Origin of the sequence: Methanothermobacter sp. CaT2, assembly GCF_000828575.1 — an archaeon.
Lineage (GTDB): Archaea > Methanobacteriota > Methanobacteria > Methanobacteriales > Methanothermobacteraceae > Methanothermobacter.
The window spans coordinates 366,734-386,110 of sequence record NZ_AP011952.1 but is presented as its reverse complement, the minus strand read 5'-3'; the positions used below and the strand labels follow the sequence as shown (position 1 = coordinate 386,110).

Below are 19,377 nucleotides of genomic sequence, written 5' to 3'. Positions count from 1 at the left end.
CTAATTCCGTACAGATTAATAACCAGACAAAACATTAATATTCCCGTCAATCTAATCTATTCACACCGATATCACTAGGGGTTCATCATGACGGGTTCACTCTGCAGGAAGGGCGAGGCATGTACAGAGAAGCAGAAGATGGCTGTTAAGAAGACGGAGGGGCCGCTGGTAGTTGTGGCGGGACCCGGGGCCGGAAAGACCCGTGTACTCGTTGAAAGGGTCGCATACCTCGTCAAGAGAAGGGGCGTCAGCCCCGAGAACATACTCGTCATAACCTTCACAGAGAAGGCAGCCGGTGAACTGAAGGCGAGGCTCATAAAATGTGTGGGACTGGACGCCGAGCTCATGCAGATATCCACCATACACTCATTCTGCAGCAAGGTGCTGAGGGACCACCCCGAGGAACACGAACTCGGGGGCGGATTCGAGATCCTCGACGAGGAATCCCAGCTCATTTTCCTCAGAACGGTGTTCTATAAAATAGGATTGAACCGCTACATGAAGATGGGTGAGGTTCACAGGGCCATAGAATTCTTCAACAGATGCACCGAAAACTGCATTGAACCCGGGGAGCTCATAGACGCCCTCCGGAGGAAATATCCTGACAGGGAAAAATACCAGGGCATCGCCGGGTGCTATGCCCGCTACCTTGAACTCCTCAGGGAGCAGAAGAAGATAGACTTCCCTGGCCTTGAAAAGGAGGTCTACCTCCTCCTGAACTCCAGCGAGAGGGTACTCGAATCCGTAAGGAAGAGGTACAGGTACATAATGATAGACGAGTACCAGGATACAAGCCCCATACAGGAGCTGATATTCCGGAGGATAGCAGGGAGGAACTCCAGCATCTGCGTGGTGGGGGATGAGGACCAGAGCATCTACGGCTTCAGGGGAGCCACACCAGAGAACTTCATAAGGTTCCGTGAAGAGTACGACGCAGAGGTGGTCACCCTCGAGGACAACTTCAGGTCCCGGGCAGGGATAGTCCTGACTGCAGACAGCTTCATGAGGGGCGAGAGACACTACGAGAAGACCATCAAACCGGTAAGGGACGGCGGGACCGACGTTGTTATACTGAAGAGCAGGGACGTTAACTCAGAGGCCAGGAACATAGTATCACTAATAAAGAAACTGAAAGCCACCGGCAAGATACCTGAATACGGATACATCGCACTCCTCTTCAGGAGCGTCCGCAACCACGCAGATAAGGTCCTTGCAGAGCTCAGGAGGGAGGGCATACCCTACATAGTGCGTGGAGACGGCTCCTTCCTCAAAAGGTATGAGGTGAGGAGCATGCTCTACTTCCTCGCCTACGTGGACCCACCGGACTATGGAGGAAAATTCAGTAAGTGGAATGGCTGGTGGAACATATCAAGGTTCAGGGGCGAATTCCTGGACCTCACCGGTGAAACCCTCCGGGCCCTCGAGTCCCTTGACAGGAACTGCAGACTCTCGGACTTCACATCAAGGGGGGAACTCGAGGAAATCGGTGTACACGGGGAGGATGCAGAGAAGATCCTGGGCCTCAACAGGATACGCCATGAGGTTGGGGAGGGATCACTGACAGTGCTCAAGACATTCTACAGGATACTTGAGGTTACAGGGTACCTCAGGAGGCTCATAGAGGATGGGAGTGACAGTAGCAGGGCTAAAATATTCAACCTCGCAAAGTTAAGCTCACTGATAGATAGATACGAGGCCATAAAGCCCGGGGCAAGGATACAGGACCTGTTATGGTACCTCTACCTCCTACCCAGCCACCTCCACCACGACGAGGCAGCCCTGGAGGACCCGGCGTCGGTGAAGATCATGACGGTTCACCAGGCAAAGGGCCTCGAGTTTCCTGTTGTCTTCATCTGTTCGGTCATAAACGGCAGGTTCCCTGTTAAAAGGCGTAAGGGGAGGGACATCATACCCATACCCAGGGAACTCCTGCTATCACCCGGGGAGGTACCTGATGAGGACCGGCGACTCTTCTACGTTGCAATGACCAGGGCCCAGGACGCCCTAATCATATCAACGGCCCCCCGGATCAACACCAGAAAGGTTGGAATATCGCCCTTCATCACAGACCTCAGGGAGAAGTGCGGCATCTACGAGTGTAACTGCACATCTGTCAGCAGATGCCTCACGAGGGAGTGGAGTGAGGAGCCCCTCAGGATCAACTTCTCGGCCCTCTTCACCTACGAGGAGTGCCCCTTCAGGTACATGCTCATATACCACTACGGCTTCGTCTACCCCGAAACCTTCATGCAGCGCTATGGGATCATACTGCACAGGTGCCTTGAGGAGCTCCACCTGGCCATGAAGAACTCGGAGGAGATAAACGGGGCCCTCATAAGGAGAATCGTTGAAAGGTGCTGGATACCCATGGGGAGAGACGATGATGTCAAAAAGAGGCGCCTTGAGAGGGACCTCCTCAACTACTACCACGACAGCCGGGACCACACAGAGGAGGTCATATCGGTGGAGGAGCCCTTCTCCATACCCGATGATGACATAATAATCGAGGGGAGAACAGACCTGATAATCAGGACCCGGGATGGTGGACTGGAACTCGTTGACTTCAAGGCCCGTGAGCACGGCGGTGTTGAGAGGATGGCCCTTGAGTACCAGCTCCGGACCTATGAATACGCACTAAGGGGGAGGTACAGGTTCGACAGTCTCTCCGCCTATGCTATAAAGGACTCCATGAGGATATCCTTTGACTCCGACCCTGAATTCAGGGTTAAGGAGAGGATCGCTGAAACCGTCGCAAGGATAAGGGATGAATGCTTCGAGCCACGGAAGAACCCCTTCTGCAGCAGGTGCGTGTTCAGGACCTTCTGTGGTGTGGGGGACTGATTTCTATGGCGCAGGATGATAATATGAATATGGAATTCACAGACTTCTATGATATACTCCGCGAGAACCTCAACAGTTACCGGGGAGATTATGAGAGGATAGTTGACTACGCCCCTGACCTCTTCAGGCTACTATCAGACCTCCTCCAGAGCAGGGATATAGAGAGAGAGGACCGGCTGATGATCTGCGCAGCCATGGGCTACCTTGTGGCCCCAAATGATATAATACCCGAGGAGATATTTGGCCCCCATGGCTACATAGATGACGTCTACCTCTGCTCCGTGGTTATTGATGAGCTTGCAGGCAGGATGGGCTACAGGTTCCTTGAGGAGTACTGGAGCGGCGACGAGGATCTTGAATCAGTGGTGGAGGAATGCATCTCCAGGACCTCTGAGATACTGGGTGATAAGAGGTCCAGTGTCCTTGAGTATACGGGTCTCAGATGAGCTCCACATCCCCTCAGTTTTTTAATAAGGTTCTCTCATGAACAATTTTATATATGAAGAGATACAGAGAATAATACACTAAATTAGGATGGGTTATTTTTGTAACTCAGGTTTTTATTTTATAACAGGCCCCTGAGCCCACTGGGTTATTCCTATAACTCATGTGGGGGGATTTAAATCGTATCCAGAACTTTTAACATGAGGGCCCTGCTTTTCACATGCCTGATCCTTTTTATAATCCCTGGATCTGTATATGCAACTGATGGTCCGCCAGATGATCCTGGACCGGACCCGGATCTCTCTGATTACGGTAACAGCTCACCATATTCCGCTGAAACTGATTTTATAGACCCTTCGGGGAATGTGACCACCTGGATGGGGGATCCTGTCAGTGGGGCCACAGTTTCTGCACTGCAGGACGGTAACACGGTGGCTGAAACCCTGACTGATGAGAATGGTCATTACAGTCTAACCCTAACACAGGGACTGTACACGATGCTTGTCACAGCACCTGATTACATCCCGGAAACCGCTGAAGTTGATATTGATGAACCTGTAACCATTAACTTTGAACTCAGGAAGAAGAGCTCCATCTACGGGGAGGTCACCGATAGGATGGGAACCCCCATTCCCTGTGTAGATGTTTATGTACTTGATTCTGATTATAACACGCTTACAGACACCGTCACAGATTCAGAGGGGAGGTACACCTCCAATCTCGATGGTGAACTTGAAGGTCAGACCCTCCTCAGGGTCATGTTCAGCGGTGACATGTTATATGATGCTGCTGTGGTGGTTTTCATGGGCCCTGATGATGCTGTCCGTTTAGACTGTGAGATGGAGCGCCTCACAATCCTCAGCGGCACCGTGAAGGCCCCGATGACAGTAGCATCATCCTTACCAGTCCATATTTACTGTGAGGATGAATACGGGCTTTATGATGAACTGACCGTATTTACTGACAGTTCAGGTTACTACATTGCTGAAATCCATGAGGACACGGTCAGCGATGTAAGGGCCGTTGGTGTTAACACCTACGGCTACCATGAATACTTTGATAATATAACCCTCAATGCATCTGAGGTTAACGTAAAGGACATTGAACTCTCAGAGAAGGCGGTCCTCCGTGTCACCGCAGTCGGCACGGATGGCTCCCCCCTTGATGATGTATACTTTTCAGTTATGAACGATGAGATCTACCGGGAGATGTATGGTCCTTATGGAAACGCCACCTTTGCGGTTGAGGAGGGTGAAATCCACCTGACAGCTTCAAAGGTGTCATACGCGGAATACCATGAGACCCTGAATAGCACAGAGGAATTCAGTGATCATACAGTAACCATGATAAGGATGGGGTTACCCTCCGGTCTGGAGGGCCACGTCACCGATGCCAGGACAGGAGAACCCGTTGCGAATGCCCAGGTAACCGTCTGGGTCTATCCGCTCACACTCTACACAGTTACAGATGAGAATGGTTATTACTGCTTCACGAGCACAGAACACCCTGCACTTGTATCCGGGACCCCTGTCGAAGTAGACATACAGGGCTATAATTACAGGGACCATCATGGATCCGTCGTACTTCCCGAGGGTATGATGGTGTATGATGTTGACCTTGAAAGGGTCACCACCCTCAGGGGACGCATCACCGACCCTGACGATAATATGGTCTTTGCCACCCTGAAACTGTCCTACCTTATCAATGGTTCAGAGCAGCTGATGTACGGGGATCTCTATGGAGAAGATGGTGATGAGGGTTACCTCTTCTATAACATACCTGAATCAGATGATGGTCTGTACCTCTTAAGGGCTGAACACTGGTTCTACCGCCCCTTCACCCGGATTTTAGGGCTGAACTCATCAGAGGATAACATCCATGATATCGTCATGGAGTTCTATGATGGACACCTGAATATCACGGTCACGGACAGAAACGGTACACCACTTCCAGGAGTCATGGTAAATCTTCAGGGACCCGGATACCTTCAGAGAATAACCACCTCAAACGGAACCGCAGATTTTCTGCATCTCCCTGATGGTGAATGGATGATAACCACCCTCTTCAGGGGTTATGTGCCAGCAAACCTCACAGTTAACATTACAGGCGGAAGTTCAGAGCAAATCCTGATAGAACTCATCAGGAAGGGGCTACCAGCCACCCTCCAGGGTCACGTATATGACATCAGCGGAAATCCGTTATCGGGTGCAAGGGTCTACTTCTGGCCATCAAGTCATCCGGGCTGGACCAGTATCTCCGCCACAACGGATGGCACCGGATTCTATAACCTTTCCACAAAAAATTTCCCTGAGATGGTCTCAGGACTCACAGGTACCCTTGAGATCTTTTTATCCCATTACAGGGGCATTGAAACCTGGATGATAATCGATGAGGGTGTCAGTGTATATGACTGGTACCTTGAACCCTGGTCATCAAATATAACCTTCACGGTGAGCGACAATAAAGGCAACCCTGTCTCCACCACACTCTATGTATCAGGCGGCGGGGATGGCTTCACTCTCACCACATCCCCTGAGGGGACGGGAGTGCTGAATAACGTCCCCCCGGACGAGTACTGGGATGTGATGTGTTACGATTATAACTACTTTGACTGGGATGGATATTATTATGTCCTGGAGGAGAACCAGAACCTCACCGTGGACATCATACTTGTACCAAGAACTGCTTCACGTCCCATACAGGGCAGGGTAACCGATGCCGGTGGCGTCCCCATTACAGGTGCACGTGTTGAGATCCGGTACCTGAACGGTAACACACCCTCCATCAACACCTTCAGCACCAATTCCACCGGGGAATTCAGATCCTATTCCATTACAGCAAACCTCATGAAAATCATCATCTCAAAGGATGGCTATAATACCCTTGAAAGGGATATGACCCCCCAGGATTTACCCTTTGATGGTGTTTTCGTCCTTGAAACTGAATCATCCCTGACAGGTAGAGTTGAAGGTTATGTGAGGGACTTCTTTGATTCACCCCTCGAGGGTGTCCCTGTTGTGGCTTCAAGACCGGGCTTTAGCAGCGTATCCACATCCACTGATTCATCAGGTTATTACAGGTTCGATTTACCAGCAGGTAGCTACACCTTCACTCCCAGTGACACACGTTACATAGCCACATACAGTGTGGGCGCCACTGTGGCTCCTGATACCATCACAGGGGCAAACTTCACCCTCCTTATGAAAAACTCCATCTACGGATATGTGAATCGCATGGTGCCTGATAATATCATTCCAGCATCAGGGGCCACCATTGAACTCTATAATTACACTGAACTCGTATCAACGGCAGCCCTTAATGATGGAAGGTACCAGCTTCAGGCGCCGGGTCAGGGCGAATATAACGTCAGGGTATCCTATCCATTCTCTCCATTCTATCTAGATGAATACAGGATGGTGAACCTGGATGGAGACGCTGTGAACGAGGATTTCATACTCAGGTACGGACCATTCTCAGGAATACATGGAACCGTGACCGATGAATCCACAGGAGATCCCCTTGAGGGTGTGCTTGTGACCCTGATTTACTTTGCCGGGGAGTATGAGTCCTACAGTATAACCACCCTCACCGATGAGGACGGCGCCTACAGTTTCACTTCACTGCAACCCATTGAATATTATTACAGCCTTGATTTCATAAAGGACGGGTATGTTCCCTTAGATGATTTCTGGGTCGGGACTCTCCAGATAGGTGAGAACCGACCCGTTGATGTTACCCTCCAGCCGCTGATGGAATCCTCTGTCTCAGGGACCCTCAGGTGCTGGGCAGGTCTTCTTGAAGGGACAGTCACCCTTGATGATAGCATATCCCTCTCAACAGTGGGTGGATACTTTGAGTTCAGGGACATCATCCCGGGATGGCACTGGCTCCAGGCGTGCGTCAATGGCTCCGAGGAAATACGCGACTTCAACCTGCTGAACGGTCAGCACCTCAACATCGACATATACTTCATTACGCACATCCTCGGGAGAAACCCCCTCCCGGGATCAATCCTCAACAGGCCCTTCAATGTCAGCGCCCTGCTTTTCGGTGCAAGGCCAGGCGCCACCGGTGCCAGCATTAAGCTTTACAGTAAACAGGGCGAAGTGCCAGGGACAGGTGCCTGGGACGGTGAGTGGCTCATATTCACACCATCAGTCATTCTGAGCGGTGGTCAGTACACCGCAGAGGTCAGGGTGCCAGGTGAGCTTCTGGAGAGATGGAACTTCACCTATTACCCCATAACAGACAGCCCTCCCAGGGTTACATCCGTGAAGCCGGCTGATGGTTCATTCTACAGGATGCCCTCCGGTATTGATGTGACCGTGAACGTCAGTAATGATCCCGGTAACGGTCTCTCAGAGCTATCCCGGATCTACATGGATGGACTTCCACTGCAGACAACATTAACTGGAAGTTACGGTAACTGGCAGCTGAGGGCCAGCATTACAGAGATCAGCCATGGATGGCACAGCCTCAGTGTGGTGGCCGTTGATGATCAGGGACTTGAGGGGTACAGGAACTGGCAGATATTCATCTCAACAATGAACCCCCAGATCAGCAATCTGAATGTAACTCCAGCCTTCTCCCCGGGAAGACAGTCCATGCATATAACTGCAGATATCAGCGAACCCCTTGAGGTGATTGTAAGTTTCGATGATTATAATTATTCCCTCAACCTTGGTTTATTCACTGAGAGGATAGATGGGTACTGGGATGGTTTTATCAGGGATTCTCTGGGTTCGCGCGTCCCTCCAGACGGTCCAATAAATTTCAGGGTCACAGGTTATGCCAGGGATCACGCCAGAACCCCCACTTTGAGTGCCACGACTCTGATTGATAGGACAGGGCCGGAGGTAATCGCAGATGTGAAGGAAGTATGGAACACAGGGCTCATTGAGATAACGGGCCTTCTACAGGACCTTTCAGGAATATTGAGTCTCAAGGCCACAGCATCAGCTGGTAACATTATCTCATGGATGGGGGATGGGAGCCTCTTTCGTGTGACACTCTCTGTGCCACAAGATGGTAAATACAATATCACCCTAAACGTCACCGATCGGCTTGGTAACACCGCTCTGAGGAAGTACGCCCTGACTGTTGATAGGGTAGCACCTGAAATCGCCTTCAGTCTCCCTGTGCCAGGTTCAACAGTGAGACCGGCTCAGGTAATCACGTTCAGTATTTCAGATTCCTTCTCAGGGTTTTCAAGGGGATACCTCCTGTACCATTCAGTACGGTACCCTGAACTCACCCCCTGGAACCTTGAGGTCCTCCTGGATGGGCACAGTATAACTGAAAACCTTATCTACTCACAGCATGTTTACGCCGATATCCTGGAGGGCAATACACCCTATGGATATAATTACATGGCCTCCCTTGCATCCGTTCAGGTGACATACAGCCCCCGTGATCATGGATTCCTACCTCAGGGCACTCATACCGTGACCGTGAGGGTCTCTGACAGGGCAGGTAACAATGCAACACGAGAACTTTCCTTCTCAAGCATAACAGGCCCCCCTGATATCACAGAAAGGTATATGAACATGACCGGCAGCGGGGAAAATGAAACCCTCACAGTATCCTTTGATGTTCAGGAGAACTCTGATAGAGGATTTGCTTCCTTCAAACTTGAAATTGATGGTGTGACCATAAACACAGATCCGACCGTAATAATGGACATTGTCCCCTACAGGTGTACCGTTATCTACAATGTAAAATCAGGATTCCAGCAGGGACCGCACACCATAAACTTCCATGTCGTTGATGGTCATGGACTCTCATGGACACTTAACACAGGATTCTACCATATTGAACCGGTTCCTGTACCCCTTGAGAACATCATATCCGATGGTCTCTACAGCCCTGATTTAATTGAGTACTCAGCATCACACAATCACCGTGTGGTATATGATAACTCAACAGGATTCATGGGTGACGGTTCGATTTATGGATACTGTGACATGAATGGACCTGATCGCAGCCTTCTATCAAGGTTCAGTACCCGTTCAGGTAACTATATCCTGCCAATGGGAGGACAGCTATCATTCACAGTCGCCGAGACGCCCTTCATGGATTCCCATGACGCTGATTTTCTCTCATTATGGATGACAGATGTTAGCGTGAAAACCAGTGTCTACTGGGGCTGGGGTGGCGCAGTTCTCGTATACTTCAACGATGGTCGGGGCTTCAAACTGGTCGAAGATGACCTTAAAGCCATAGCAGGCTTTGATAAGCTCTGCAGCCTGCAACCATCACCCATCCTCTATGCGCGGCATGAAGCCCCATGGGGTACCCGGAGCGGGATTCTTGACACGGCTAAAACCTCTGCAATCGGGGCAGACAGGAAGACCTGGAAACAGTATATTGTTAAAATACCTGATGACCTGGATAAAAGCCACCTGAGCGTGGTATTTGTATGGGAAACAGTCAACTGGTTCCAGAACAGTGTCCCGCAGAATTCAACAGTCTCAGTATCATCAAGAATCTCCAGCCTGGAGTTCTTAAAGACAATAGTTGATTACACAACACCGGAGGATGGAGCCGTCTCTGTACCCCTGAATTACACCATAAGGGCGTACTTCAACGTCCCCATGGACCCCTCAAGCATCTCAGAGGATGTATTCCATATCATGAAGGATGGCTTCACTGTCAATGGAACAGCAGGTTACATTGAATCCCTGAACTGCGCATACTTCAAACCCTCAACTGAACTTGGGGGTTTAAAGCTGTTCACGGGTTACATAGGCCCGGATATAAGGACGGTGTATGGAAAAATTCTGCCGTCAATGGAACCATACACCTGGACATTCACCACCGCCAGGGGTTACCCGACGGTATGGGAAGAGATATTCTACAATGGAGAAAAGTATCAGATATTCCTTGTATGGGGTCCCGGCTATAATGGTGGAAAACCCGCCTACCTGGGGTCACCAGCCTACCTTTCCTCCATCTACGGCCAGCTACTTGAAATAGATGTTGTAAAATACGTCAATGGGAAATACTATGAGGTTTCCAATCCGGATATCAGGAATATTGTATTCCTTGGGGCACTCAGAAAATCCTTTTATGAGAGCCTTACCTTAACTGGTCTTTCTCTCATCGACCAGGCCCAGGTTGATTATGTTACAGACGCCGCATCATCAATACTTTCAGATATAGCATACTACAGCTGGCTGATAGCAACATTCGGACAGATCCCTGGAGCTCCGGATGCTGATGATGTCATAAGGGCCTCCATCGCCAGGGCCATTGGAAGCGGAGTTTACCAGATCCATGTACCCGGATATTATGATAAGTTGCTGAACACCTTCAGCACTACCCTGACGGGTGTAAATGTCCTGAATGATGCATACATCAAGATAAATAAGTGGCTCAAGGTTATCCCGGGGGGAACAGAAAAAAACGCCCTCTCAGATGTTCTTAGTGTCCTGGATGTTGTGGATAAAAGCCTTCAATTCCAGAAGGACATGGTGGAGTATATCTTCACTCTCATGTGGCAGCTTGAAGTCGCAGATACATACAGGCCCCAGCTCGTGTTAATCAGGGATTACACCTCAGGGGACACGAGGGAGGCCCTCACAGAGCTCCTGACATGGGACGAAAGCTCCATCATGTCAGAGATATCAGGTCTCATCCTGAGATTCTATATTGAACAGGGTCTCAGCCTCCTGAAGGATGAGGTCAATGACGTTCTCATGAAGACACCTGCCATGCCCGCAGTTCTTATCATGAAGGTCCTCGAGAAGGTGGTCAGCTATCTGAAAATCTTTGACTTCCGTTCACAGGCATGGACAGCAAAATACATTGCCGACGCCAGCAACCAGTTCATCCAGGTAAGGGAGGGGTTAATTGAGGCCCTGAAATACCATGCCCAGAAAACACCATGGGACTACTCACTGATTTCAATGGCCTCAGGACTCTGCTATTCAACCGCCTCTGATTTCTTTGAGACAAGGACGGAGATGGTAAAGATACTGAAGAGATGGCCATCACTTATAGCGGGGACCGACCCCGCCAGACTCGATTACCTCCTTGGAGTGTATTCTGGTCTTGCAGCAGATTACAGAGGACATGCATCAAATATCATACCTGACCTGTTCTCTTCAAGCAGAGATCTGTCACTGCTACTTCCACTCATCAAGAGTCCGGCCACCGCGAGCCCCACCTACATCCATATAGGAGCATTTTCTCCGGTTACGCTCCTTATAACAGCACCTGACGGCAGGAGAATAGGATATGATCCATTGAAGGGTATTGTAAATGATTTTGGAGCTGAGGCCTTCTACAACAGCCCCTACAGCGAACCCCAGGCAATAGTTCTCCCGATGATTGAAGGAGAATTCCGGATCCAGTTATACGGCGTTGATAGTGGAAGTTACAGAATAATTCTTGAGGTCCTTGATGAGAATATGGAGCCACTTTCAGGTTCAGAATGGATAGGGGAAGCAGTTCCAGGGATGATGAAATCCTTCAGTTGCTTTGTTGATGGATTCGGTTCCTCATACAGGCACGACGCAACCCCTCCTGTTATAACGGTCACCGGGGTGAGGAACGGTGGCGTCTACACTGGCACGGTCAGACCCGTGATAACCGTCAGTGATGATAACCTTGAATCATGGATTTCAATCCTCAACGGTGATCCATATACCGGTGGACCGGTCACTGCACCTGGAACCTACTACATGATAATAAGGGCAAGTGATGGTGTTAACATAGTCTATTCACTGATAGTATTCACAATAAAAGCAGCTGCGACGCCGGGAGGGACCGGTGTAACCCCCGGCGGAGTATTCATAGAACAGATAAGCCGTTTAAGTGCCGGACCTGTTTCAGCAGGCGGAAGCATCGCTGAAAGCGTCATCAACATGACTGCCGTCCCCGGGGGACAGAAAAAGGTGGTTGATTACACCTGGCTCCTGGCGGGCCTCCTTGTATCAGTTCTTATTGCAGGTTTATACTCTGCAATCAGGAAAATGAATAAATGATGGTTCATCGGCACCATAACTTCGATCCGCACATTCCACAGAAGTTCTCATCACCATTGAGGGTTGTTCCACATTTGGGACAGTTAAAACCTGTTTCCAGATCTCTGGTGCGTCTCTCCATGATCTCACTGTATGCGCCGGATTCAATCCATTCAAGAATTTCAGATGCCCTCATAACGGTCCATGGATGGGTGTTATCCATTACAAGAAGCGCCTTCCCTACCTTATCAAGGCTGTCATAGTCATAATCCCTGAATTCCCTTGCCTGTTCAAGGAATGCATCCCTTTCAATCCTGTCAAAAAATTTTTTTGGAGCACCCGCCATTTTGATAAAATATATCCGAAAATAGATAAAATAATCATTAGGAGGTGCTAAAATGGATTACAGAGCAATGGGTGAAAGGTTCAGGGAACTTTTGAAGCTCGAGAATGAACCTGTGGCCATAAGGTGGTCAGTGAGGGCGCCACAGGACATCGAAAGGGAGGAAGGTAAATCAAGGTTCTGCAAGAAGCTTGAGAAGGCCATGAAGGGGGAGGTTTTCTATGCAACTGCAGATGAGGAGGAATGTATGGGGGGTGCAAGATACACAGGGTTAAGGGACGCGAAAGAGTTCCCGGCCAGTATGAGAAGCGGGGCATTCCTCACGGCCATGGGAGTCTACCGGGACATACCTGCAGTCCAGCGCTCCTGGAGAAACAATCTTAACATTGAACCTGGCATATTCAGGGCCCTGATATTCGCACCACTCGGAAGGGCTGAATTTGAACCGGACGTCATATTCATAATATGCAATGCCAGGCAGGCAATGGAGATACTCCACGCCAATGCCTACGATTCCGGTTCACATGGACTGGGGGCTGACTCAGGCCCCATATGCAGTTCAATGGCTGCACTCCCATATCTCACAGGTAAGGTAACCTATGGCTTCGGCGACACAGGGTCAAGGAGGCACATGGAGATCAGGGACGAGGACGTTATGGTGAGCATACCAGCAGGCGACCTTCCAAGGATAGTCTCAAACCTAGAGGAGATGAGAACCAGGAGGTCCTTCAGGGAGGAGTGATGGAAACAGGGAACCCATCATCCCTGAACACAGAATCACAATTAACTTAATAGGTATGTGAATCCCACTGAAGACCATGGAGGGCGTGTGAGGAATGCTCAGGATTCTCCTCGTAAGGGACGCTGAAGTTGATGTCTCTGATCTCCCTGAGAAGCTCGGCTCCCCCGGAGTTGAGGTGACCGTCAGTGACACCATTGAAGGAGCCGCCGAGGCCGACTCTGTACTGATATACACAACCCCTGATAGGGTCAGCTGGTGGGCTTCATGCGACATCAGGGTGCCATTCATGTACCTCCTGGACCTTGATGAGAACGTTGTTGTAACCTGCCCCCATGGATGCCTTGAAAAGCCAGCGGGAACAGAGGAAATCAAGGCGTGTATGGACTTTATCATCAGGAGACCTGTTCTGGAGGAGGAACGCTACAGAGAACTCTTTGAGAATATCAATACCTGTGTTGCAGTCTACGAGGCCGTGAATGATGGTGAGGATTTCATATTCACTGACTTCAACAGGGCCGCTGAGGAGACTGAGAATGTTAAGAGGGAGGAGGTCCTTGGAAAAAGGGTGACTGAGGTCTTTCCAGGTGTGGAGGAGTTCGGACTCCTTGATGTCCTCAGGAGAGTATACAGGACAGGGAATCCTGAGCACTACCCCCTCACACAGTACCGTGACGAGAGAATAAGTGGATGGAGGGAAAACTTCGTGTACAGATTACCCTCAGGTGAGGTGGTAGCAGTTTATGAGGACCGCACAAAGGAAAAACATCTTCAAGAGGAACTCGAGGAGAAGGAAAAACTCTACAGGACCATATTCGAGAACACCGGGGCTGCGACCACCATAGTGGATGAGGACACCACCATAATCCTTGCCAACAGAGAATTTGAGAGACTGAGCGGCTACTCAGGGGATGAGATAGAGGGGAAAAAGAGCTGGACCGAGTTCGTGGTGGACGAGGACCTTGAAAGGATGACGGAGTATCATAAACTCCGAATAAGGGACCCGAGCCTCGCACCGAGGAGGTACACCTTCAGATTTCAAAACCGGCATGGTGAAGTCAGGCACATGCAGATGATAGTGGACATGATCCCGGGTACCACGAAAAGCGTGACCTCCATGGTGGATATCACGGAAATCAAGGAGGCTGAGGAGAATCTCCGGAGATCCCTCAGTGAGAAGGAGATCCTCTTAAGGGAGGTGCACCACCGCGTCAAGAACAACCTCCAGATAATATCAAGTCTCCTGAACCTCCAGAGTCTCGGAACAGAGGGTGAAGAGGTCCGCGATGTGCTGATGGAAAGCCAGGGACGCATAAAGGTTATGGCAATGATACATGAGCACCTCTACCGTTCAGAGTCCCTTGCCAGCATCAACTTCAGGGACTATGTAGAGAGGCTGGTGGATGATATAATCATAGCCCATGGGACCGGTATAATGAAGGTTATTGAAGTTGATGACATAAAACCGGATATTGACACCGCGATACCCCTTGGCCTCATAATCAATGAGCTTGTGACAAACAGTGTCAAGTACGCCTTCCCTGACGGGACCGGCACCGTGACCGTGAGGATCAGATCCCATGATGATGAGGTTTCGCTGGTGGTTGCTGATGATGGTGTTGGTTTACCTGAGGATATTGAGCCTGAGAACACTGATACCCTGGGTCTCAGCCTGGTGAGTATACTCACCGCCCAGCTGGATGGAACCCTCACCATCAGACGGGATCATGGCACTGAGTTCAGGATAAGCTTCCCTGCGGAACATTAGGGTACAGCAAGGTAGAAATGGCGCACTGCTGGAAGTGGTACTCCATGGCGAATAACCATGTAAATCAAGGACTGAAGGATAATTCTTAAAGCGTCTCCAGGATTTTTTGCTATGATGGAGGAGTTTTGCTGGGCCCTGAAAAATTCTTATGTAACTGTTACATGGATGTCTGTTACATAAGAATCAGAAAAACACCCTGCCACCTGAAGGACCCCTAAATGAAACAGAACTCGTCATTCAGATTCTCTGATAGATAAATACTCCTCTCGCGAGGGTGAACAGGGTATGTCAGCAATGTGTTCTGATAAACATATACTCCCTCTACCTCCGCGACATGAGAAGAAATATTTACCTTCGTAATATTATCGTTTAACGAAGGTTATTCTGAGTTTAGCATGAAAAATGAAAATGGTCTCAAATGGGTGTAAATCACCAGCACCATATATACTGAATGGTTTAATTACCCCATTCCCGCACAACTTTACCCTGCAAAGATGAAAAGGTCGAACTGAAGGTGTGATACGAATCCATGACGGACTTTACTTTAAGTTCACACCTATCAGAAATGGTGTGCTGGAGTCCCTGTCAGGACCATCAGAGGATATACATCACCACGTTACAGCACCTTCACCGATTGCAATGCCTCCAGATAAAATTAAATGATGGATAGAATTATGATATTACTAATTAAAAAATAGTTGTTAATCATCTTCCAGGTGATTGAGGATTATCCTGCGGATGTAGGCACTCATGCTTGTATTTGCCGGAACTCTGCTTTTAAGGGCCTCTATTTCATCAGGGTAGAGTCTGACAACAACGGGTTTCGTGTCTTTAAGTCCTCCTCCAGGTCTCCTTCCAACCATAAGATTACACCCCTTACATAAACTTGGTCTCCGGCACTTATAAAACTTTAGAATATGGGGCCGTTTTCCCTTCTGCTCTCCAGTTCTGATGCAAAACCAGGTTTAAAGGATGACTGCAGGATTGCTAAAGAGAAACAAAATCATGGGATGGCAATAGTCGCAGGAAAAAATAAAGGCGAGATTCTGCATGGAGCCGATATGACACGGTTGGGTACCTCTCATAGAATTACCTAAAGATCAGTATATCGGAATGTTCTCAGTAATGTTCTCACTCTGAAGATTACATAGAGATCTATCAAGTACACAACTACCAGTCCATGAACCAGAGGATTAAACAGAAACTCTCTATATCCTCACCCAGATTTCATGACCAGTATCACCCTTTAGAACCTGCGCCTTTATCATGCATCAAGCATATTGTTATGTAATCACAAAACAGCCCCCACGGAAAAAGATATAATGAACTCCTCCGATAACTAAGAATGGAAATCGTCTTTAAGTGATATCATGGCCTACCTCATATGTGAGAACTGTAACCACTACTGGCAGATCAACTCTGAAGAGGAATTCTGGGTATTCTACATGTGCGACGAGTGCGGGTCACTTCTACTCTACGTTAACAGCCTCAACGAGTACCGTAACCTGACAAAGAGTGTTCCAGAATCCTTTAAGAGGACCCACACCCAGAAGAAGGCTGAGAGGTACTGGAGGCTCTCAGGTGTGGGGCACTGGACCCTCCCTCTGGCTGCCATCACCTTTGCCTCAGGCATACTGCTTCTAATCACGGGCCTTAAATGGGCCATAATCCTGGTCCTGGCCGGACCTACCATCATGTTACTGTCCCTTGCAATCATGAGGACGGGTGAAATGAGGGGTATGGGCTGGACAAAGGGTTATGTGGGTGAACTCATAGTGGCCAGCTGCCTCAGAAGGCTCCCCCAGGGATATCACATCTTCAACGACGTTCACCTTCCAGGTGCCCACGGAAACATCGATCACGTTGTTGTGGGGCCCACAGGGGTCTATGTGATCGAGACAAAATCCTACTCAGGAAACTATATAGTGAGGGGTGACCGCTGGTTCCTGGATGACGACCTCAGGAAGGAGGAGATAAGATCACCATCCATCCAGGCAAAGAGAAATGCCGCCACACTCAAGGAGTTCCTGGAATCAGAGGACATCTACGTCTCATGGGTAAATGCAATTGTGGCATTCATCAACAGCTCCTGCACCATCATCGAGGATGACGAATACTGCCTGATAATGAAGCCCTGCCAGATCCCCGACCACATATCAAGAAGCCGTCTCATGCTCGGTGAGGGTAAGGTGAACAGTATAGTCAAGGTTCTGAGGAAGCACTCCTCAGAGGTCTGGTGACTGAGGCCCGACTACTGAAATACCACATCTTTATATGCTTGAAGGTCATAAATATCTTCTTCAATTCCAGGGATGGAGGATTCTGATGGATTACTATGAAAAATTCAGGAGTTTTCTGGCAATATTCCTTCGCGGACTTTTCATGGGAAGCGCGGATGTGATGCCCGGGGTCTCAGGAGGGACCATAGCACTCATAACAGGTATATATGAGAGGCTGGTGCATGCGATAAGCAGCATAAAATTTGGATTCATAAAGCCACTCCTCAGGGGTGACCTTGCAGGTGCCCGGGAATCCATGAGGGATGAGGTTGACTTTGAACTCTTCATACCACTCCTCACAGGTATAGCATTCGCCATGCTGACGCTGTCCAAGATCATACTCTTCTTCATAACAAACTACGTCGCATACACCTACGCCTTCTTCTCAGGTCTCATACTTGCATCGGCATACATAGTCTACCAGAAGATCAATGGCCTTTCGGTTAAGAATCTTGCAGCCGGTGGAGCAGGCTTGATCTTCGCCTACCTCTTTGTGGGCCTTAACCCTATACAGGCAAACCATACCCTGCCAGTGATCTTCATATCAGGTTTTGTGGCGATATGCGCCATGATACTGCCAGGTATATCAGGAGCCTTCCTTCTCCTTCTCCTGAACCAGTACGAGTACATGCTCGGGGTTCTTAACAGGCTGGCCATAGTTGAAATTGTGACCTTCATTGCAGGTGCGGCAATAGGTATAATGAGCTTCTCGAGGGTCCTTGACTACCTCCTCAGGAACCATGAGGCCATCACCATGTCATTCCTTGTGGGGCTCATGATAGGCACCCTCAGGCTGCCCTACAACAAGATATCAATGGTTGATACCTACTCAATCATAATATCGGCTGTAATAGCCATCACTGGCTTTGCAATCGTTATGATACTTGAGAGCCGCTTTGACTACATTGACTACTGAATCCTCCAGTTCTACTTTTTCAGTAACTGAATGCAGATAGAGGTTTACATTTCTCCACGAAAAACTTCTTAAATAGAGAATAAAGAGCCATATCATTTATTCTAATTAACAGCCATATCAACATCCGATTACTGCAGCCACAGAGTCTATCTAGGTGCTCACGACGAAAATTGTATATGGCATCGGCCTTAATGGAATCACATGAAAGATGTCATGGAGATGCTGAGGCGCTACTTTAAAGATAAGGCTCAGGTTAAGATGGCTTACCTCTTCGGTTCGGTGGCATCTGAAAGTGGAGGACCTCTAAGTGACATTGACATCGGAGTACTCCTTGATGATGATCTGGATAGGGTTGAAAGGTCCAAGGTGAAACTTGAATTAATATCAGAACTTACATCTCTGCTCAAATCTGACAGGATTGACCTTGTAATAATGAATGATGCTCCCGTAAATCTTAATTATGAAATAATAAAGTCTAGAAAGCCTTTAATTGAAAATAAGTCCGTGAAGGTTGACTTTGAACACTACATACTCTCAAGGTACCTGGATAGAAGATACTATGACAGGAGATGGGTATCCAGGTACATTGAAAGGAGAGATGACAGCCATGAATGATATTGAGAGGGTCGCCAATAGAATAAAGATCATGAACTCCTATGTTGAGTTCCTTAAAGAACACAGGGCATCAGAAAAAGAACTTTCAGAGGACTACCTCCTGAGATCTGCAATTGAGAGAAACCTCCAGCTCGCCATTGAATCTGCTCTGGATACTGGGGAGATTATTATCTCAATGGAGGATCTTGAAAAACCCGAGACCTACAGAGACATCATTGAGATCCTTGAAAAGCACAGAATACTTCCACATGAATTTGCAGAGCGATTCTCTGAAGCTGCTGGTCTGAGAAACATTCTTCTCCACATGTATACGGATGTTGACCCTGCCCTAATTGCAGAGTTCCTTGCAAACCGCCTTGAAGACTTCGACCTCTATTCAGAGTATATTTTAAGTTTCATTGAAGCCAGATCCTCCAGAAAATCTGAATGAGAGGCCTTTCAACAGGATCATGATGATCCAATTTAG

General features: G+C 48.8%; 11 protein-coding genes. 9 read left to right on the top strand and 2 right to left on the bottom strand.

The window, feature by feature from the left end:
• Nucleotides 1–87 precede the first annotated feature (87 nt).
• The 3 genes from MTCT_RS02035 (at nt 88) to MTCT_RS02025 (ending at nt 12,272) form a co-directional block, all read left to right on the top strand.
• A complete protein-coding gene (locus MTCT_RS02035) occupies nt 88–2,841 on the top strand; it encodes an ATP-dependent DNA helicase (protein ID WP_048175309.1) in 2,754 nt (917 codons plus the stop codon).
• A 23-nt stretch (nt 2,842–2,864) separates the two neighbouring features.
• Nucleotides 2,865–3,287, top strand: a complete 423-nt coding sequence (locus tag MTCT_RS02030) for a YkvA family protein (RefSeq protein WP_231855331.1) — start codon at nt 2,865–2,867, stop codon at nt 3,285–3,287.
• A 198-nt stretch (nt 3,288–3,485) separates the two neighbouring features.
• Complete coding sequence (locus MTCT_RS02025; RefSeq protein ID WP_048175308.1) at nt 3,486–12,272, top strand: carboxypeptidase regulatory-like domain-containing protein; 8,787 nt, start codon at nt 3,486–3,488, stop codon at nt 12,270–12,272.
• A gap of 4 nt (nt 12,273–12,276) precedes the next feature.
• Here MTCT_RS02025 and MTCT_RS02020 read toward each other — a convergent pair whose 3' ends face one another.
• Nucleotides 12,277–12,597 carry a zinc-ribbon domain-containing protein gene (locus tag MTCT_RS02020; RefSeq protein ID WP_048175307.1) on the bottom strand — a complete coding sequence of 107 codons (321 nt, stop codon included), beginning with the start codon at nt 12,595–12,597 and terminating at the stop codon, nt 12,277–12,279.
• 52 nt (nt 12,598–12,649) lie between these two features.
• Between MTCT_RS02020 and MTCT_RS02015 the strand changes: the two genes are divergently transcribed.
• On the top strand, nt 12,650–13,336 hold the full coding sequence (locus MTCT_RS02015) for a DUF169 domain-containing protein (protein WP_048175306.1): 687 nt from the start codon (nt 12,650–12,652) through the stop codon (nt 13,334–13,336).
• 94 nt (nt 13,337–13,430) lie between these two features.
• Nucleotides 13,431–15,101, top strand: a complete 1,671-nt coding sequence (locus tag MTCT_RS02010; RefSeq protein ID WP_048175305.1) for a sensor histidine kinase — start codon at nt 13,431–13,433, stop codon at nt 15,099–15,101.
• Between the two features lie 701 nt (nt 15,102–15,802).
• Here the strand turns inward: MTCT_RS02010 and MTCT_RS09345 are convergent.
• Nucleotides 15,803–15,964: a hypothetical protein gene (locus tag MTCT_RS09345; RefSeq protein ID WP_010876106.1), complete on the bottom strand. Its 162-nt coding sequence runs from the start codon at nt 15,962–15,964 to the stop codon at nt 15,803–15,805.
• 507 nt (nt 15,965–16,471) lie between these two features.
• Here MTCT_RS09345 and MTCT_RS02005 point away from each other — a divergent pair.
• The 4 genes from MTCT_RS02005 to MTCT_RS01990 all read left to right on the top strand — a co-directional run bounded on the left by MTCT_RS02005 (nt 16,472) and on the right by MTCT_RS01990 (nt 19,341).
• A complete protein-coding gene (locus MTCT_RS02005) occupies nt 16,472–17,341 on the top strand; it encodes a nuclease-related domain-containing protein (RefSeq protein ID WP_048175304.1) in 870 nt (289 codons plus the stop codon).
• Nucleotides 17,342–17,483: 142 nt separating this feature from the next.
• The gene (locus MTCT_RS02000) at nt 17,484–18,296 is read left to right on the top strand and encodes a DUF368 domain-containing protein (protein WP_173402645.1); all 813 of its coding nucleotides are present in this window, start codon (nt 17,484–17,486) and stop codon (nt 18,294–18,296) included.
• Between the two features lie 201 nt (nt 18,297–18,497).
• Nucleotides 18,498–18,911, top strand: a complete 414-nt coding sequence (locus tag MTCT_RS01995; protein ID WP_048175302.1) for a nucleotidyltransferase domain-containing protein — start codon at nt 18,498–18,500, stop codon at nt 18,909–18,911.
• Entirely contained in the window at nt 18,904–19,341 is a 438-nt protein-coding gene (locus MTCT_RS01990; protein WP_048176521.1) for a DUF86 domain-containing protein, read from the top strand. Before MTCT_RS01995 ends, MTCT_RS01990 begins: the two co-directional genes overlap by 8 nt.
• The last annotated feature ends 36 nt before the right edge of the window (nt 19,342–19,377 follow it).